This is a genomic window from Vibrio splendidus 12E03, assembly GCF_000272105.2.
In the GTDB taxonomy this organism is placed as follows: domain Bacteria; phylum Pseudomonadota; class Gammaproteobacteria; order Enterobacterales; family Vibrionaceae; genus Vibrio; species Vibrio splendidus_I.
In genome coordinates, this window is sequence record NZ_AJZD02000331.1 from 35,043 (window position 1) to 52,316 (window position 17,274).

General features: G+C 44.7%; 17 protein-coding genes. 10 read left to right on the top strand and 7 right to left on the bottom strand.

Annotated elements, in window-relative coordinates; genetic code table 11:
- Positions 1–203: 203 nt before the first annotated feature.
- Entirely contained in the window at positions 204–830 is a 627-nt protein-coding gene (locus A142_RS21170) for a LysE family translocator (RefSeq protein WP_017630072.1), read from the bottom strand.
- Positions 831–1,041: 211 nt separating this feature from the next.
- Here A142_RS21170 and A142_RS21175 point away from each other — a divergent pair, with 211 nt between their 5' ends.
- The 3 genes from A142_RS21175 (at position 1,042) to A142_RS21185 (ending at position 3,185) form a co-directional block, all read left to right on the top strand.
- Positions 1,042–2,280 (top strand): DEAD/DEAH box helicase, encoded by a 1,239-nt coding sequence (locus tag A142_RS21175; protein ID WP_019824246.1) that lies wholly within the window; start codon positions 1,042–1,044, stop codon positions 2,278–2,280.
- Between the two features lie 253 nt (positions 2,281–2,533).
- Positions 2,534–2,755 (top strand): hypothetical protein, encoded by a 222-nt coding sequence (locus A142_RS21180; RefSeq protein ID WP_017057116.1) that lies wholly within the window; start codon positions 2,534–2,536, stop codon positions 2,753–2,755.
- A 127-nt stretch (positions 2,756–2,882) separates the two neighbouring features.
- Entirely contained in the window at positions 2,883–3,185 is a 303-nt protein-coding gene (locus A142_RS21185) for a thiamine-binding protein (protein WP_017065764.1), read from the top strand.
- 57 nt (positions 3,186–3,242) lie between these two features.
- Here the strand turns inward: A142_RS21185 and A142_RS25245 are convergent, their stop codons facing one another.
- Complete coding sequence (locus tag A142_RS25245; RefSeq protein WP_019824249.1) at positions 3,243–3,410, bottom strand: hypothetical protein; 168 nt, start codon at positions 3,408–3,410, stop codon at positions 3,243–3,245.
- Between the two features lie 109 nt (positions 3,411–3,519).
- Positions 3,520–3,783, bottom strand: coding sequence for a DUF1289 domain-containing protein (locus A142_RS21190; RefSeq protein ID WP_029405571.1), 264 nt, complete (start codon positions 3,781–3,783; stop codon positions 3,520–3,522).
- A gap of 188 nt (positions 3,784–3,971) precedes the next feature.
- Between A142_RS21190 and A142_RS21195 the strand changes: the two genes are divergently transcribed.
- From A142_RS21195 to A142_RS21215, 5 genes are all read left to right on the top strand, one after another.
- A complete protein-coding gene (locus A142_RS21195) occupies positions 3,972–4,418 on the top strand; it encodes an META domain-containing protein (RefSeq protein ID WP_004734625.1) in 447 nt (148 codons plus the stop codon).
- Between the two features lie 382 nt (positions 4,419–4,800).
- Positions 4,801–5,967, top strand: coding sequence for an ABC transporter substrate-binding protein (locus tag A142_RS21200; RefSeq protein WP_029405572.1), 1,167 nt, complete (start codon positions 4,801–4,803; stop codon positions 5,965–5,967).
- A 5-nt stretch (positions 5,968–5,972) separates the two neighbouring features.
- Positions 5,973–7,673, top strand: a complete 1,701-nt coding sequence (locus tag A142_RS21205) for an ABC transporter permease (protein WP_019824256.1) — start codon at positions 5,973–5,975, stop codon at positions 7,671–7,673.
- Positions 7,639–8,289 (top strand): ATP-binding cassette domain-containing protein, encoded by a 651-nt coding sequence (locus tag A142_RS21210; protein WP_019824258.1) that lies wholly within the window; start codon positions 7,639–7,641, stop codon positions 8,287–8,289. Before A142_RS21205 ends, A142_RS21210 begins: the two co-directional genes overlap by 35 nt.
- Complete coding sequence (locus A142_RS21215; RefSeq protein WP_019824259.1) at positions 8,279–8,896, top strand: CDP-alcohol phosphatidyltransferase family protein; 618 nt, start codon at positions 8,279–8,281, stop codon at positions 8,894–8,896. The genes A142_RS21210 and A142_RS21215 overlap by 11 nt, the downstream gene beginning before the upstream one ends.
- A gap of 81 nt (positions 8,897–8,977) precedes the next feature.
- Here A142_RS21215 and A142_RS21220 read toward each other — a convergent pair whose 3' ends face one another.
- The 4 genes from A142_RS21220 to A142_RS21235 all read right to left on the bottom strand — a co-directional run bounded on the left by A142_RS21220 (position 8,978) and on the right by A142_RS21235 (position 14,061).
- On the bottom strand, positions 8,978–9,931 hold the full coding sequence (locus A142_RS21220; protein WP_029405573.1) for a class I SAM-dependent methyltransferase: 954 nt from the start codon (positions 9,929–9,931) through the stop codon (positions 8,978–8,980).
- An 8-nt stretch (positions 9,932–9,939) separates the two neighbouring features.
- Positions 9,940–10,638, bottom strand: coding sequence for a TIGR01621 family pseudouridine synthase (locus tag A142_RS21225; protein WP_029405574.1), 699 nt, complete (start codon positions 10,636–10,638; stop codon positions 9,940–9,942).
- A gap of 165 nt (positions 10,639–10,803) precedes the next feature.
- Positions 10,804–12,420, bottom strand: a complete 1,617-nt coding sequence (locus A142_RS21230) for a methyl-accepting chemotaxis protein (RefSeq protein WP_019824264.1) — start codon at positions 12,418–12,420, stop codon at positions 10,804–10,806.
- Positions 12,421–12,627: 207 nt separating this feature from the next.
- Entirely contained in the window at positions 12,628–14,061 is a 1,434-nt protein-coding gene (locus A142_RS21235) for a sodium-dependent transporter (protein ID WP_019824266.1), read from the bottom strand.
- A 367-nt stretch (positions 14,062–14,428) separates the two neighbouring features.
- Between A142_RS21235 and cls the strand changes: the two genes are divergently transcribed.
- Positions 14,429–15,883, top strand: coding sequence for a cardiolipin synthase (gene cls / locus A142_RS21240; RefSeq protein ID WP_019824268.1), 1,455 nt, complete (start codon positions 14,429–14,431; stop codon positions 15,881–15,883).
- 183 nt (positions 15,884–16,066) lie between these two features.
- Positions 16,067–17,251 carry a cystathionine beta-lyase gene (locus A142_RS21245; RefSeq protein ID WP_019824270.1) on the top strand — a complete coding sequence of 395 codons (1,185 nt, stop codon included), beginning with the start codon at positions 16,067–16,069 and terminating at the stop codon, positions 17,249–17,251.
- Positions 17,252–17,274: the final 23 nt, after the last annotated feature.

The window sequence follows — 17,274 nt, forward strand, 5'->3', positions numbered from 1 at the left end:
CTTCAGTTATCATCAGCAATGGCTCTTCTTAATCTTCAATTTGGCTTCAAAATAAATACATTCACCAAATTAATATCTGATTATTATATCGACTTTATAATCTAATGCTTTAGGCATTTATGCAGAGAGATAAGGATTCCCTAAGATTCAGTGAAAAGTGAGATATGAGTCGTATCTGTTAACGCTTCTATCAAGCTTTAAACCTAGAGCTGAAACAAAGCCAGCTGAATGCTGAAACCCACAAATAGCACACCACAAACCATGTTCATCATTTGCGAGGTACGCTTTTGAACCAACAAACGCTTAAACGTATCCGCCATTAAGATCACGACTAAGAACCACGTCGACACCACTATCGCTTGAATCCCGCCAAGCATTAGGCTGTCTGACACAATCGCGTCTGTGGTAACGAACTGAGGGAATATCGAGAGATAAAACAGCACAATTTTAGGGTTAAGTAGATTGGTCAATAGCCCCTTTAAGAACTGATGATAAAGCTTACTCCCAGATGCACTCACTACAGAAAGCACACCTTCTTGCGCACGCAATGCCGCCCGAAAATGGTTGTAACCAAGCCAGATGAGATACAAAACCCCAGCCCACTTCAGCCCTTCAAACGCCATTGGTGTTTTTGACAACAACAGGCTTATGCCATTGGCTGAGATAAAAGCGTGGAAAAAGAAACCACAAGACACGCCTAACACATTAACAAACGCGAACAACTTCCTTTGCGTCAACGCTGTGCTTAATACTAACAATGCGTTAGGGCCAGGAATAATGGCAATAAAAAACACAATGACAATGAACAGCCAGATACTATCCCAACTCATTTCTATCTCTTTTTACGTATCATTTTTGAGGCGGTCATTGTACGTCCATTCAATCCCATTACAATATGCTCAACGTTTAATTAACTCATACGGCTAACAAACGAAATTAGCGAATATAATAAGAACGTTTATGGTCTAACGTTACAAAACTGATTCTCTAACATTTGTAGCCCTGTTAGACTCCACCTCCCTTTTCATACTTGGTTCATTTATGTCATTTGATAACCTAACCCTTAACGCAAAAACCGTCGCGGCGATACCATCTCAATTCGATAAACCGACAGAGATACAACAAGCGGTAATTCCTACGATTATTGCTGGGAAAGACGTGCTGGCGTTGGCTCAAACGGGTAGCGGGAAAACATTGGCGTTTGGCTTACCTTTGCTGAACAACATCAACCATGATGTAAATGAACTGCAAGCACTGGTTATCGTTCCAACACGTGAACTTGCGTCTCAAGTTGCTGAGTCTTTAGAGCCGATCGCAACCGCTCTTAATATCAGTATGATTACGTTGACGGGCGGTGTGAACGCGGATGACCAACAACAGCAATTATTAACCAAACCACAGCTTGCTATCGCAACACCGGGGCGCTTGCTGGCTGTCATCAAGAGTGATGAATTGGAGTTAACTCAATGTGTGTCATTGGTTCTTGATGAAGCAGACCGATTAATCGACATGGGCTTTTGGCCAGATATTCAAGCAATCACCGAAGCTCTGCCAGCGAAACGACAGTCACTGCTATTCTCAGCAACACTTCCTCCAGAGTTAGTTAATCAGGCTGAAACGCTTTTATCAAACCCAGAGAAGATCACAACTCACCAAGAAAACAGCGTTGTCGAAACCATTGAAGAAACACTGTATCTCGTGAACAAAGGCAGCAAGGCTCAAGCTCTGATTGCCCTACTTAATCAAAACCAATGGCCGCAGGTGTTGGTTTTTATTGGCGCCAAAGACAATGCAGATGCGTTAACCAAGCGATTGAACAAAGCCAAGATCAGCGTGAGTGCGTTACATGGCAACAAGAGCCAAGAAGAGCGCGCGCAGGCATTAGAGAGTTTCAAAAATGGCGAAACTCGTGTGCTTATCGCAACCGATGTGATGGCTCGTGGCATCCATATTGATCAGCTACCTGTTGTGATCAACTTTGAATTGCCCTCTCACTCAGCAACTTATGTACATCGCGTAGGAAGAACGGCGAGAGCAGGAAGCGCAGGCTGTGCTATCTCACTGGTTAGCCACGGTGAAAACGAGTACCTCAATGCGATTCGAACTCTGACCAATAAAGCACTGCCACTACAATCTTTGGAAGGTTTCCCTGTAACTGATAAACCTGCATCAGAATCAACAGCTCGTAAGCGTCCGCCAAAAGACAAAATGGCCAACCGACGAACAGCAAAGAAGAAGAGCATCAAACAATTTAAGAGCAAACCAAACAGCTCAAAGTAACCAGAAATAGCTCTAAGTAACCAGAAATAGAATGGTCAGCTCAGTTTGTACTGGGCTTTTTCATATGCAACAAAATACAAATTCACACCCAAAAACTTCCCTAAAGTTGCCAACTTAAATGACACTTTTGTGAATTATGATGCCAACGTATTGATTCTTGGTTGCTCAAAAAAAATACTCTTAAATCACGTTGACGCCCCTATGTCTGGCAACTAGATTTTTCTATTAGTGTCTACAACAGGAGGTCATTGAAATGAAACGTGCTAGCTCTACATATCGATTACAACTGATTAAGGAAGTGGCAACCCGCCGAGATCGTCAACGTTCCAATGACCCGATGGCAAACTACATACAAACCCTAATAGATAATAAAGATGATTGTGATACCTCGGTGGAACGCAACCAGAGGTTCAGTGGCAGTCATTTTGATGAACACATAGGTGGTTGGGTAAGCGACCACTGGGGTAATAAGTAGGACAACGAGAGTAATCCAACCAGCATAACCGCTGTAGAATTCGTCTCCGCATTAACCTATCATCTGCAAAAATTCCCTATCCTAGAGTAAGCAGAAAGTGTCTGAGTTAAAAAGAGAAAAAGAAGTGATGGTTGCCTTCCAAGTGATACCTCGCGTTAAAGAAGGCAACAACTTCGAAGTGGTTGATAAAGCCATTGAAGTTGTGAAAGCTGCCGATGTACCTTTCCAAGTCGGTGCGATGGAAACCACGATGAAAGGTGAACTCAACCAATTACTCGATATCGTTAAAAAGGCAGAACAAGCTTGCTACGATGCAGGGGCTGTAGAAGTGATCACGAACATTAAGATTCACAGTAAAACCACCGAAGCTGATGATACATTTTGCACGTACCATCGTGGTGTAACGAAAGCGAATCACATGTTTGTTTAATCGCATTTTTGTTTCTGAAAACTGAACTTTAAGAAAGACTCTGAAGAACCAGTGGTGTTATTGGAAAGGCATGTCTGAGAGGTGAGAAAGGATTTCCATTCGTTCTTCTTCTGACATCGAATGCCAATCACGCGGAGCCTCTTCAGGGTCATCTTTCGCCCCGATCGGTTTTCGGTCAAGTGCTTTAACTGGCTCTTTTTTGATTTTGACGTTCTTTTTATTCATACCGACATCACTCCTTCAGGTACAAAGGTACCTACCTTAATATTACACCCCAACCATTATGTAAAGTAATAGTTACCTCGGAGTTAAATAAAATCTTGATACTTTCTCTTTAACCAAAAAGATCTCTTTGGGGACTTGTATTTCCCTCTTCGTCTACCGGCTGACCAACTAAGTTGTTTTGCTTCATTATTTTTCTTCTATAGCGCTGACGACACAACTTTATCACGTGCAATTGTTCTGACGGTGTCATCGACATCCAATTAAAGCGCTCTTCTCTTTTGCGCATACAACCATTGCAATAGCCTTTGTCATCGCTTGAACAAACCCCAACGCAAGGGCTTGGAACTTGGAAAAACTCTAACTGCTCCACCACGTCTCCTTACACATTCAAAACTATGCTTACTATCTCAAAAATAAGCGATTAATTTGTCGCCTAGCTCATGAAATTCATACTAAACTATGACCTTATACTGACACATATAGTGTTTTGTAAACTATACTTTGAACCCATCAAGTTACACTTATTCGGTAACTTCGTTCTTTCCTTTGGAGCCTTATAATATGAAGTTTAGTTCAAAAAAATTACTAGCAGTAGCCGCTTTACCTATGATGCTAGCAGCATGCACAACAACAGGTGACAACGCGATGCAAGTAACACCAACCGATCTACAGCACCATAATTGGGAACTTGCACAAATTGATGGCAAGGACATTGTGAAAAGCGAAGACCAAGCAGCTCCTCGTCTAGAGATCGGCGAAAAAATGACTGCGAACGGCATGGCTGGTTGTAACAACTTCTTCGGTCAAGGCGAATTGAAAGACGGTCAATTCCGTATCAAGCAAATGGGCATGACAATGAAAATGTGTCACGGCTCTGCGATGGAAATCGAACAATCGGTTTCTGCTACTCTAAGCGAGTGGAGCGACGTAACTCTAACAAACGATACGCTAGTACTGAAAAACGATGTACACACGCTAACGTACACAATTCGTGACTGGGTAAACTAATCCGTCATCGAAACCAAATACTGATTAAAGGAGCCTGATGGCTCCTTTTTTATTGCCAGCTTGCCGTCACTACTTCTTCAAAATTGACGCTCATCGCCGACTTTTCGTACCAACCTCCAATAAACCTCAAAAATCTCTCATTTAGATGCAATAAATTCAACGGTTCAGCGGTCTGTTGCTAGGATGGCAAAAGCCTAGAGTCTGTCGAGTTTTCAAGATGATTACAGATCGAACAAAACTCAACCGTGAACTCCCTGCTTGTTCTCAAGTAATTGATTGAATTTACTGTTGAATTAGAATTTATTTCAGAAACAGATAGAATAACTGTAGGGAGTTTGAAAATACAATGCTCTTGCCCGTTCACTACCAAATGGAAAAGTTTATGAACAAGATAGTAAGTACGTTAGGAATCATGGCAACCGTTGCATACAGCGCAACCATTTATGCTGATGAAGCAACATCCACCGACAGTTGGAACCAAATAGAACAGCAGGCAGAGGGAGAAACTGTCTACTTTCACGCTTGGGGCGGAAGCCAAGAGATCAATCGTTACTTACAGTGGGCAGGCAATAAATTACAAAGTGACTACGGTGTCACGTTGAAGCATGTGAAAGTAACCGATATTGCGGAAACCACCACTCGACTGCTCGCTGAAAAAGCGGCAGGAAAGAACAGTGACGGCAGCGTCGATATCGTCTGGATCAATGGCGAGAACTTCCGTTCGATGAAAGACAACGCGCTATTGTTTGGGCCATTTACGGAATCACTTCCAAATTGGCAGTATGTCGATAAGTCTTTGCCAATCGATGTTGATTTCTCGGAGCCGACAGAAGGCTTAGAAGCACCGTGGGGGGTTGGGCAACTTGTGTTCATTCACGACCAAGAGACGCTGCACAATCCACCACAATCATTCTCTGAGATGTTGAGCTACGCTCAGGCTTTTCCGAACCGATTAAGCTACCCTCGTCCACCAGAATTTCATGGCACGAGCTTCATTAAGTCTCTACTGATTGAACTAACAAACAATAACCCTGCGCTGGCTCAGCCGGTTTCAGAAGATAACTTCCAAGCGGTAACAGCGCCACTTTGGGCTTACTTAGATAAATTCCATAAAGTGGCATGGCGCGGTGGCAAACAATTCCCAGCAGGTACATCAGAAAGCATCCAACTTCTAGATGATGGACAACTCGACCTCGCGATTACCTTCAATCCAAACTCTGTATATTCAGCGCAGGCAAGTGGCCGTTTAGCGGAAACCACCAAGGCTTATGCTCTAGAAAGCGGCGCTCTATCTAATATTCACTTCCTTGCAATCCCTTGGAATGCCAATGCAACTTCAGGCGCTCAAGTGACCATCAACTTCTTATTGAGCCCAGAAGCGCAATCTCGCAAGGGTGACCTTAATGTTTGGGGCGATCCTTCAGTATTGAACAGCAAGTACCTCACTGGCAGTGCTAAAAATACTCAGCAATTTAAGTCGGTTGATGAACCACACCCAAGCTGGCAAAACGCGCTCGAGAAAGAGTGGCTTAAGCGATACGGTAACTAGTCTTCATGCTACGCGCTCTATATTTTGTTGTTATAGCTGTGTGCATTACTCCAACCATTCCTGGGGTAGCGGGAGTGGTGGCTTCGTCACTGAGTTTCATCCCGCCCCTAGGTTTAGATGAGCCAACACTCAACGGTTTTGACCAAGTATTTCAATGGGAAGGGGCTTGGCACTCTATTGGCTTAAGCCTAGGCGCAGCGATTGCAAGCAGCTATATAGCCTGCTTCCTGACCTTTTGTATTCTTCAAGCCTCTTGGGGAAACAAGTTTTGGAAAAAGATTGAGTTAACGCTATCGCCAATGCTTGCCATTCCACATGTGGCTTTCGCTATCGGCTTTGCATTTCTGTTTAGCCCAACGGGGCTTGGCGCAAGAGCCGTACATCACTTGCTCGGCGAATCGGCTACCAGCTCTGAGTTGGCGTTATTGGTGAAAGACCCATACGCGTTTGGCTTAATCATTATGCTCGCACTCAAAGAAGTCCCTTTCTTGTTGCTGATGAGCATTTCGATACTTCAGCAAATTGATGTAGAGCGTGTCACTAAGGTCAGTGCATCTCTGGGTTATAGCCGTGCTCAGATCTGGTGGAAATGTATTTTCCCACAATGGTTTACTAAGCTTCGCTTCCCAATACTGGCAGTACTCGCTTACAGTGTCTCGGTTGTCGATATTGCTCTGATCATTGGCCCAACCAACCCGCCGACCTTTGCCGTTTTGGTATGGCAATGGTTCAACGACCCTGACCTTAACCTACTCCCGCGAGCTGCTGCTGGTGCCATCGTTTTATTTGGTTTAGCTTCGTTGATCATCGCCTTGGCGCGTTTATTTGAATGGGCAATTCTTAAGTACTTTCGAACTTGGCAGTATTCAGGACGAACAGGGGCAAACCTTCCGGGGAAAACCGTATTCACAATCCTTGCTAGCCTTTCACTGCTGATCATTCCTTTAATGGTAATTTGGAGCGTTGCTCAGCGTTGGCGTTTTCCTGATTTACTGCCGAGCCGCTACAGCAAGCGTTTCTGGGAGTTCGAATGGGATGGCATCATGAGTACTGTGGGTCAAAGCTTTTGGATTGGTCTTATTGCCGCTTCAATCGCTTTGTTGCTTGCGCTGGTGGCTCACGAATACAGAATCAAATACAAGTGGCAAGTGCCCGGTTTTATCATCGCGATTCCAATGCTAATACCTCAACTCTCGGTATTGTTTGGTATGCAAGTCACGACCCTCTACATCGGCAGTAGTGCCTATGAGTTCTGGGTGATTTGGGCGCATGTTTTCTTTGCTTTCCCGTTTGTGTATCTGTCTTTGGACGGCCCGTGGAAAAGCTTCAATGATGGGTTGATTAAAGCATCGCTGAGCCTAGGTAAATCGCCATTTCAGAGTTGGTACTCAATCAAACTGCCAATTTTGCTTCCTGCGATTGCCTTTGCTTGGGCGGTCGGGATCAGTGTGAGTTTGGCCCAGTACCTTCCAACATTGATGCTCGGCGCGGGCCGCATTAGCACGATCACCACAGAAGCCGTTGCCCTAACCAGTGGTTTCGACCGCAGGGTGACAGCAATCTATGCCATTTGGCAGGCCCTATTGCCTCTGTTCTTTTTCTCTTTAGCGATATTAGTCAGCCGACTTCAACTTAGATATCGCCGTCTTACTTTTAAAGGTCTCCTAAGTAATGAGTCTGTACCTCAACGACCTCGCCATCCGTAAAACCGATGGGGATTCGCTGTTCTCAGCGCTAAACGTAACATTAGAATCTGGCCAAATACTGGCTTTGATGGGGCCGAGTGGCTGCGGAAAGTCGACCTTACTGGATGCGATTGCTGGTCACTTAAGTGAAGAGTTTTCGTATTCTGGCACCGTTGTGTTGAACGATATTCAGCTCGACGAGCTTCCATCACATCAGCGTGAAGTCGGTATTTTGTTTCAAGATGACTTACTATTCCCTCATCTAAAAGTATGGGAAAACTTGGCGTTCTCTCTGCCTAATTCGGTTAAGGGTTCCGCTCGTCAACAGCAAGCAATGGCTGCACTAAAAGACATAGAGCTAACTCACTTAGCTGAATCTTTCCCGGATCAAATATCTGGCGGTCAACGCGCAAGAATAAGCTTAACTCGTATGTTGCTAGCCAAGCCTAAACTCGCCCTGCTTGACGAACCGTTCAGCAAACTGGACCAAGAGTTAAGAGCACAATTTCGCGATTGGGTGTTTGAACAATTGACCAAAGCGAATATCCCAACATTAATGGTCACGCACGACGAAGCCGATGTACCTCAAGGGGCAGAAGTACTGTCTTGGCCATGGAGAAGTAACAATGCTGGATAAGTACTCCATCAAAGTCATTAAGTGGCCATTGAATCAATCGGCTAAGTTACTGAACCAATTGGGTATCACGGCCAATCAAACCACGTTATTCGGATTTCTGGTTGGGTGTTTTGCATTTCCAGCGTTAGCATTTCAGCAATACGAATGGGCGTTGGGGTTTATTGTATTTAACAGGGTTTGCGACGGGCTTGATGGAGCCTTGGCTCGAATCCAAGGCATTAGTGATGCCGGCGGTTTCCTCGACATCAGCCTAGATTTCCTATTCTACTCGTTGATCCCTTTTGGATTTGTCATTGCCAACCCAGAACATAACGCCATTGCCGGTGCATTTTTGATCTTCTCTTTTATCGGCACAGGCAGCAGCTTTTTAGCGTTTGCGGTTATGGCAGGCAAGCGAGGCATCGAAAACCCAGTCTATAAGCATAAGTCTCTGTACTACATGTCGGGGTTAACCGAGGGAACAGAAACCATCGCTTGTTTCATTGCTTTCTGTATTTGGCCTCAACACTTTGCGGTTATCGCTTACACCTTTGGTGCAGCATGTTGGCTAACCACGTTCATGCGTATTTATTTTGGGTTCCAGACACTCAAGAATCAAACCATCTAGTATTAGTTTCAGGTTCCTTTCAAACAAAAACGCCGCTCAGATGAGAGGCGTTTTTATATTCTAGCTAATACTTGAAGCTAATTAGGCATCTGCAGAAGCGTTAATTTTAAACCTCAACACCTTCAAGCTTGAATCAAGGTCGACATCGACAAACTCAGGCGGGTTGTCTAGACGTTCGATAAACTCAACACTAGGAGCTTCTTCTGACATCGTCTCAATCAGGAAGTTTGGCGATACTGCTGGCGAATTCACACAAGCAATCACTTGACCGCCTTCAGTTAGAAGTTCAGGCAAACGACGTAAGATCTTTTTGTAATCTTTGGTTAGAGCAAAGCTGCCTTTTTGGAACGAAGGTGGATCTATGATCACTAGCTCGTAAGGGCCGCCCTTCTTGATTTTTCCCCACGACTTAAAGATATCGTAGCCAAGGAAGTTAACCGAGCGCATATCGTGATCATTCAGACGGTGGTTATCGCGACCTTTGTTTAGTGAGCCACGTGACATGTCCACGTTCATGCATTGACGAGCGCCACCAGCAATAGCCGCGACAGAGAAACCACAAGTGTATGCGAACAGGTTAAGAACGTTCTTATCCTTGGCATTATCTTGTACCCACTGACGACCATTACGCATGTCTAGGAACAAACCGAAGTTCTGATTACGGCCAATGTCTAATTGGTACTTAAGACCGTGCTCAACCACAACCGGAGAGTCATTCAACTCGCCCCATAGAACCTCTGAAGGCGCGCCATCGGCATAACGGTGTTGTAGAACAATGCTTGTGCCCTGCTTTGATTGCCAGATATCTTTGTTGGTGAGTTCAACCAATCCAGCTTTTAGAGATGACAAGAATTCATCGTCTACTTCTTTAAACACGTTAACCAGTAGTTGTCCATCAACCCAGTCACATGTCAGTTGCTCTAGACCAGGCCAAAACTTACCGCGCCCGTGGAAAATACGGCGTAGCTCGTTTGGTACTTCATTAAGTTGCTGTTCAATATGACTAAAAAACAGAGGTAAAGCTGATGCTTCCATTATTTCACTCACTTAGTGTTTAGCTTTGGCCAAGTTAATGACCAAGGTTCAAGCCAACTGTCCAAACCGTTCGACACGGTTTCTTGATGCCACTTCTCTCCCAAAGAGTCTAAGCTCCTTGGGTCACAGACATATTCGTAGGCTTGTGATTGATAGGTAAATCGAATCGCGAAGGCATGCAGATAACCTCTGTCAGCCTCACTCGATGGATTATAAATAGGGTCACCAACAATGGCTGAGCCGATCGACTTCATCGCGACACGGATCTGGTGAGTTCGCCCCGTATAGGGTTTGCATAACAGCAAACGCTCACCGGGTTCAGCCGTTGCTGATAAAAACTGAGTAATCGCAGGATTCTCTTTGGATGTCAGAAGTTTCCAACTTGAGCGTCGTGAGCGCTCCATGTCTCCTGTGATCAAACCTTGCTTTTTCTTTGGCTTCTTAGAACCGATCGCAAGGTAGTATTTCTCTACTTCACGCTTTGCAAATAGCTGTGAAAGCTCGCTCGCTGCCGACGCATTTTTTGCCAGCAGCAGAATGCCCGAGGTCATTTTATCAAGTCGATGAACGAGATACAGCTTAGGCTCATTAATTGCCTTAGCAACTTCTTGAAGCAACATGGTATCGCCATCGTCTTTGTGGACGCTGACTCCAGGATGCTTATTGATAAGTAAAAAATCAGAGTGGTTCAGAAGAATATCGAACATGTAAAGGCTAGCTCCATTGTAGAACGTGGAGTATACCGTGTCTGAACCCAGATTCCAGCTACGAAAAAGCCCAACTAACTCAATTAACATTGAATCATTGGGCTTCTCTTTATTTGTCCGCTTTCGGTAATCTGTTTTTAGTTCCGATTGAATACGGACTAAGCACTAAGCAAGTTTGAACTTACCAACCAGTGCTTCTAACTCAGCAACCTTAGCATTCAAACCTGAAGTGTTTTCAGAGCTACGCGTCGCCAGTTGCAAAGACTGCTCAGAAATATCACTGATCGCCGTAATATCAGCCGCAATCTCTTTAGTCACAGCCGTCTGTTCTTCTGCCGCAGTCGCGATTGAGTTGACCATGCTTTGTACATTACCCGCACCGCTCACAATCGCTTCGAGTGCTGAAACTGCACCAGAGCTTTGCTCGACACCAATTTCAACTAAGCGACAGTTATCTTGAGTGTAAGTCACTGCTTCTTGAGTGCCCGATTGAATCGATTGAATGATGCCCGAGACTTCTTGTGTCGCTTTGGTTGTTCTTTCTGCTAGCGCTCGCACTTCATCGGCTACCACAGCAAAACCACGACCAAATTCGCCAGCACGTGCCGCTTCAATTGCAGCGTTAAGAGCTAACAGGTTGGTTTGTTCAGCAATGTCTTCGATTACCTTAATAACGCTACCAATCTGCTCACCATGCGAACCTAACGTGTTCATCTGTAGCGACATGTCACTCATTTGAGTCGACACTTGTTGAATACTCGCCACCATCTCAACAATCACGTTGCGGCCATCTTCTGCAGAGGTTTCAGAGCGACGTGCTTCCTCATAAGTAGAAGTACCTTGTTGAGCCACTTCAGAAATGGTCAAACTTAGCTCTTCAGCAGCCGTTGCAATCAAGTTAGCTTTGTCTGCTTGAGCTGATGCACCAGTAACGATGTCTTGGCTAATAGAAGATAGCTCCCCTGTCACAGATTGGACTTGGTGAGTCACAGACGAGATAGAACCTAGTAGGTCTACTAGCGATTTCTGCATCTGGTTAATCGACTTAGCCAGCTCAGCCAATTCATCACCAGAATCGTCAATAATATCGCCTGCCGTTAGGTCACCATTTGCTACACGTCGTGCTACTTGTTCAACACGAGTCAAGCGGTTGGTAATAGAGCTAGACAATAGATACGCAATCACACAACCAAAGACAATCGCAATAGCAGACAACACCATTATGGTACGTTCGATGGTGGTAAACGTATCGGTTAGTGTCAGTAGTGACTGTTCTGTATCTGCACGCTCACTTGCTGATGCTTGATCCAGTAAGTTCTCAATAGGGATAAGATTGCTCTCATACAAAGATCGTAGCTGTTGAATGTTGGCTAGTAGCGCAGCTTCATCATTGATCTTCGGCACAAGCTTTGATTCAAACTCTTGAGTGAAACGCCCCATCAGGTCTTCAATTCGCTGAATACGGCGGTGATCTTCCGAACCTCTACTCTCCAAACGCTTCGCCTGCTCGATTGCTTGGGCAAATTCGTTCTTATTGGTTCGATAATCGTTCAGCGCGTTATCAACCTGAATGATCGCACCCAACGCATCTCGGTAGACATCTCCAGCTTCATCTATCAGAACAAGATAGGTAACAGTGCCCGGTACATCGTCCATTCTGATCTCATCAGCACTTTTATGAGCGCCAATAACCTCTATCCATACAATACTGACTAACGTGACAAGCACTGCCAATATAGAGCCAAAACCGGCATACAGTTTCTTTCTCACTGACAATTTCACACAACACCTACCTAAATTAAATACGGACTGAACAGCCCTAACCAGTAAATATATCGGCTAGCAAACGGATAACTTTAGTGAATGCATAACTTTTATTTTTCGATAAGAATTAAGTATTTAAAACAAAAAAACGGGAGCCAATGGCTCCCGTTTCTTAACTTACTTTAACTCGCGATTGTATCGTCTAAGAGATTTAGTTTCTTAGAACTATAGCTTCTTAGAGATGACCGCAGAGCCAGCAATGATACCAATACCTAGTAGCATGATTGCACCTTTACCGCTGTCGAAGCCAGAAGAGATACCCATGAACGCTACGATAGCGATAGCTACTGGGATGATGTACTTAACTAGTGTGTACCATAGACCGAATAGTGGGAAAGATACTTCACCGTCGTTAGTGATTTCTTTCTCTAGGTCAGCACGGTTTAGTCTCCAACCAGCGAAGATACATACCAACATACCGCCAACTGCTAGGAAGATCTTATCAGTTAGTAGGTCGAAGATATCAAACGCACCAGTACCGAACAGTGTTGGACCGAAGCCACCAAGTGATAGAGAAGCGAAGATACATAGAATCGCCATTACTACACTTGCAGACAGTACAGCTGTTACACGCTTCATGCCCTTCTCATCGATTAGGTAAGAAACAACAACTTCAAGTAGAGATACTGAAGAAGTCAGTGCCGCAACACTTAGACCAACGAAGAACATAAGAGCAAATAGAAGACCAACTACGCCGCCCATTTCAGCGAATAGCTGAGGAACAACAACGAATACTAGACCAGGACCAGCTGCAGGCTCCATACCGAATGCGAACATTGCAGGGAACATTGCAACACCAGCTAGGATAGCAACACCAGTATCCATTGCAGTAACCATAGCTGTCGTTTGAACTAGGTTCTCTTTCTTCTTAAGGTAAGAACCGTAAGTCAACATACAACCCATACCAAGAGATAGTGAGAAGAATGCTTGACCTAGTGCAGCTAGGATTACACCGCTGTCTACTTTAGAGAAGTCAGGGCTGAATAGGAATTCAAGACCAGCCATCGCGCCCGGAAGCATGATGCCTTTGATGGATACCACGATAAGGATAATGAAAAGAAGTGGCATCAGGATCTTACCAGCTTTCTCAATACCACCAGAGATACCCTTCATAACAATAACAATGTTAAGTAGTAGGTATAGGCCCATCCACATAAGTGGTTGAACTGGGTTTGAGATAAAGCCACCGAAGCTGTCACCGATTGCTTCAGGTGCGTCTAGCAGACCACCAGCAATCTTACCGATGTATGCGATAGACCAGCCACCTACTACAGGGTAGAAACCCATGATAAGTAGACCACTGACTACGCCGATAACACCAGCGAACGTCCAACGACGGTCAGTTGTTTTGAATGCACCTACTGCTGATTTTTGCGTATGACGGCCAATCGCAAATTCAGTCAGCATTACACTGAAACCGATGAAGATTACAAAAAACAGGTAAATTGCAACGAATGCACCGCCGCCACTTTCGCCTGCTGTGTAAGGGAATTTCCAAATGTTACCTAGACCAACAGCAGAACCTGCTGCAGCCATTACGAATCCTAACTTCGAACCCCAGGTATCGCGGGGTGTTGTGGTTGTATTACTAGTAGCCACGTGTACTCCAAACTTTTGTGTTATGTGATGTTGTGTTTTGCTTTGGGTGGCGTCTTTAAAAGATAAGGCGTATAAAAAAATTTACACACCTAAAAGATTTGATTGACGCTCGTTATCTGGCAAGTAAACCAGTTTAAGAATAAAATTGGAAGCCCGAACCGTACATATTTCGTTACCAATGTAAATTTTTATGGTTAAATGCCGCCTTTTCATACAAAACAATCGTTTTCGTCTTAAGTTAACCAAAACTTAACAACTATAACCTGTTTACAGCTTTAGCTCTAATTTGTAAATAGTTGATTCCTTAAATTCCCATATCCGCAAAATAGCATTACTATCTAAGTGTCTCTTTTTTCGAGTATTCAATGTGGAAAAGCTCTACCATTTTTTAACTTTAGCCTCTGTCGCTTTGTACTGGGTGCTTGTAGCCGGTGTGACTTTCCGTGTCGTACTAAAACGACGCTCTGTCAGCGTTTCTCTCGCGTGGTTGATGGTTATCTACATTATCCCAATTGTAGGTGTCGCTTGTTACTTCCTTTTTGGAGAGCTAAACCTAGGCAGAAAAAGGGCTGAGCGCGCTCACCGCATGTTTACTCCGTTTGGTGATTGGTTCCGAAAACTAGATGATTGCCAGCTCCACCTGCCAGGAAAGGTCGGCTCCCCTATCCACAAGATCGATGAACTTTGTAATAATCGAATGGGCATTCCTGCACTCAGCGGAAACACACTTTCACTGCAAGCGTCTCCCAATGAGATCTTACACGCAATTATTGAAGATATAGAAAATGCCCAAACCAGTATCAAGATGGTTTTCTATATTTGGCATCCTGGAGGCTTAACGGATTCGGTTGGTTCCGCACTCATTCGAGCTGCGAAACGTGGAGTGGATGTTAAAGTCTTGCTTGATTCAGCAGGTAGCCCACGATTTTTCAAAAGCCACTGGCTTTCAATGATGAAAGACGCCGGTGTGCAAGTTGTACAAGCATTAGAGGTTAGCCCTTGGCGTATTTTAATACGCCGCCTAGATCTAAGGCAGCACCGCAAGATCATCGTGATTGATGAAACCATTGCCTATACCGGTTCAATGAACATGGTCGACCCTGCTCACTTCAAACAGAGCTCAGGTGTGGGTCAGTGGATTGACGTAATGGTTCGTGTAACTGGCCCTACCGTTAATGTGCTGTCGGCCATCCATGGTTGGGATTGGGAAGTCGAAACAGGTGAACGAATCCTTCCTGATTTACCAGAGTGTCCGGTTGAAGAGGTAATGACGCATCATCCAGTTCAGGTAGTACCATCAGGCCCGGGCATGCCAGAATATTTGATCCTACAAGTTCTGACCATTGCGATTAATCAGGCAAACCATTCAGTTCGTATCACAACCCCCTACTTTGTACCGAGTGCCGATTTATTAGAAACACTCAAAATGACAGCGCAACGCGGTGTAAACGTAGAACTGATCATCCCACACAACAACGATTCATTGATGGTTAAGTGGGCCTCACGCGCGTTTTATACTGAACTGCTTGAAGCTGGCGTGAAGATTTACGAGTTTTACGGTGGACTTCTTCACACTAAGTCAGTAGTGATTGATGAAGAGTTTTGTTTAATCGGAACGGTCAATATCGACATGCGCAGTTTATGGCTTAACTTCGAAGTGACGCTCGCTGTTGACGATGTGCACTTCACTCAGCAGCTATCTGAACTGCAGCAATCTTACATCGAGTCATCGCATCCAGTAGAACTGGAGCAGTGGGAGCAGAGAAATCTGCGTAACCGCTTCTTCGAAAGGTTGTTCTATCTGTTCAATCCACTGCTGTAATCCAATCAATGGGTCCATGCCGACTCATCTCTCACTGCCTATCTGATTTTTAGCCTTTCACGATAAACGACGTGAAAGGTTAAAAAGAGAAAGAAAAGCATAAAAACTCCCGCTTCACTCTTGCTTTGAAGGCTATTGGCATGTTTTAAATAGGACATAACCGATTGATAAGGAATTCACAGCATGTCCGAGAACAAAACCACTAAGCTGATCACTGCAGGTCGTGATAAGAAGTGGACCAATGGTGTCGTTAACCCACCAGTACAGCGCGCTTCAACCGTCGTGTTCAACTCAGTAGAAGAAAAGCGTAAAGCTACGATTAATCGCGCCAACAAAACGCTTTTTTACGGACGTCGTGGAACCAATACTCATTTCGCCTTCCAAGATGCCATGGTTGAAGTCGAGGGCGGCGCAGGCTGTGCACTTTACCCTTGTGGTACTGCAGCCATTTCAAATGCCATTCTTTCTTTTGTAGAAACAGGCGATCATATTCTGATGGTCGACACCTGCTACGAACCGACGCGTGATTTCTGTGACACCATCATGAAGAAGATGGGTGTAGAGACGACCTACTACGAACCAACGATCGGTGAAGGCATCCAAGACCTTATTAAGCCAAACACTAAGGTGCTGTTTACCGAATCTCCGGGCTCAGTCACCATGGAAGTGCAAGACATTCCAACGCTAGCGCGTATTGCTCATGAACACGACATCATCGTGATGCTCGATAACACATGGGCTGCTGGTGTGAACTTCTCACCGTTTGATTTTGGCGTTGATATCTCGATTCAAGCTGCGACCAAATACATTGTTGGTCACTCTGATGTGATGTTAGGTACTGCTGTTGCCAACGAGAAGTGTTGGGATCAACTAAGAGAACAGAGCTATTTGATGGGGCAATGTGTATCACCAGATGACGCTTACCTTGCCCTTCGTGGTATTCGTACTCTTGACGTTCGACTACGCCAACATGCAGAGAGCAGCTTGAAAGTCGCAAAATGGCTGGAGACTCGACCTGAGGTTGATCATGTTCGTCACCCTGCCCTTGAGTCTTGCCCTGGTCATGAATTCTTCAAACGAGATTTTACTGGCGGCAATGGCCTGTTCTCGTTTGTTCTAAAGAACTCAAACACAAAAGCAACGACAGCACTGCTTGATGGCATGACACACTTCAGCATGGGTTATTCATGGGGTGGTTTCGAGAGCTTAATTCTAGCGAATGAACCAAGCAGTTTTGATAGCCTAAGAACGGTAGCGAATCCGAACTTCGAAGGGACTTTGATTCGTGTTCACGTCGGCTTAGAAGACGTCGATGATTTGATTGCAGATCTTGAGGCTGGATTAGAACGTTACAACGCTCTGGTTTAATCTGACACGTTAGATTCAATAAG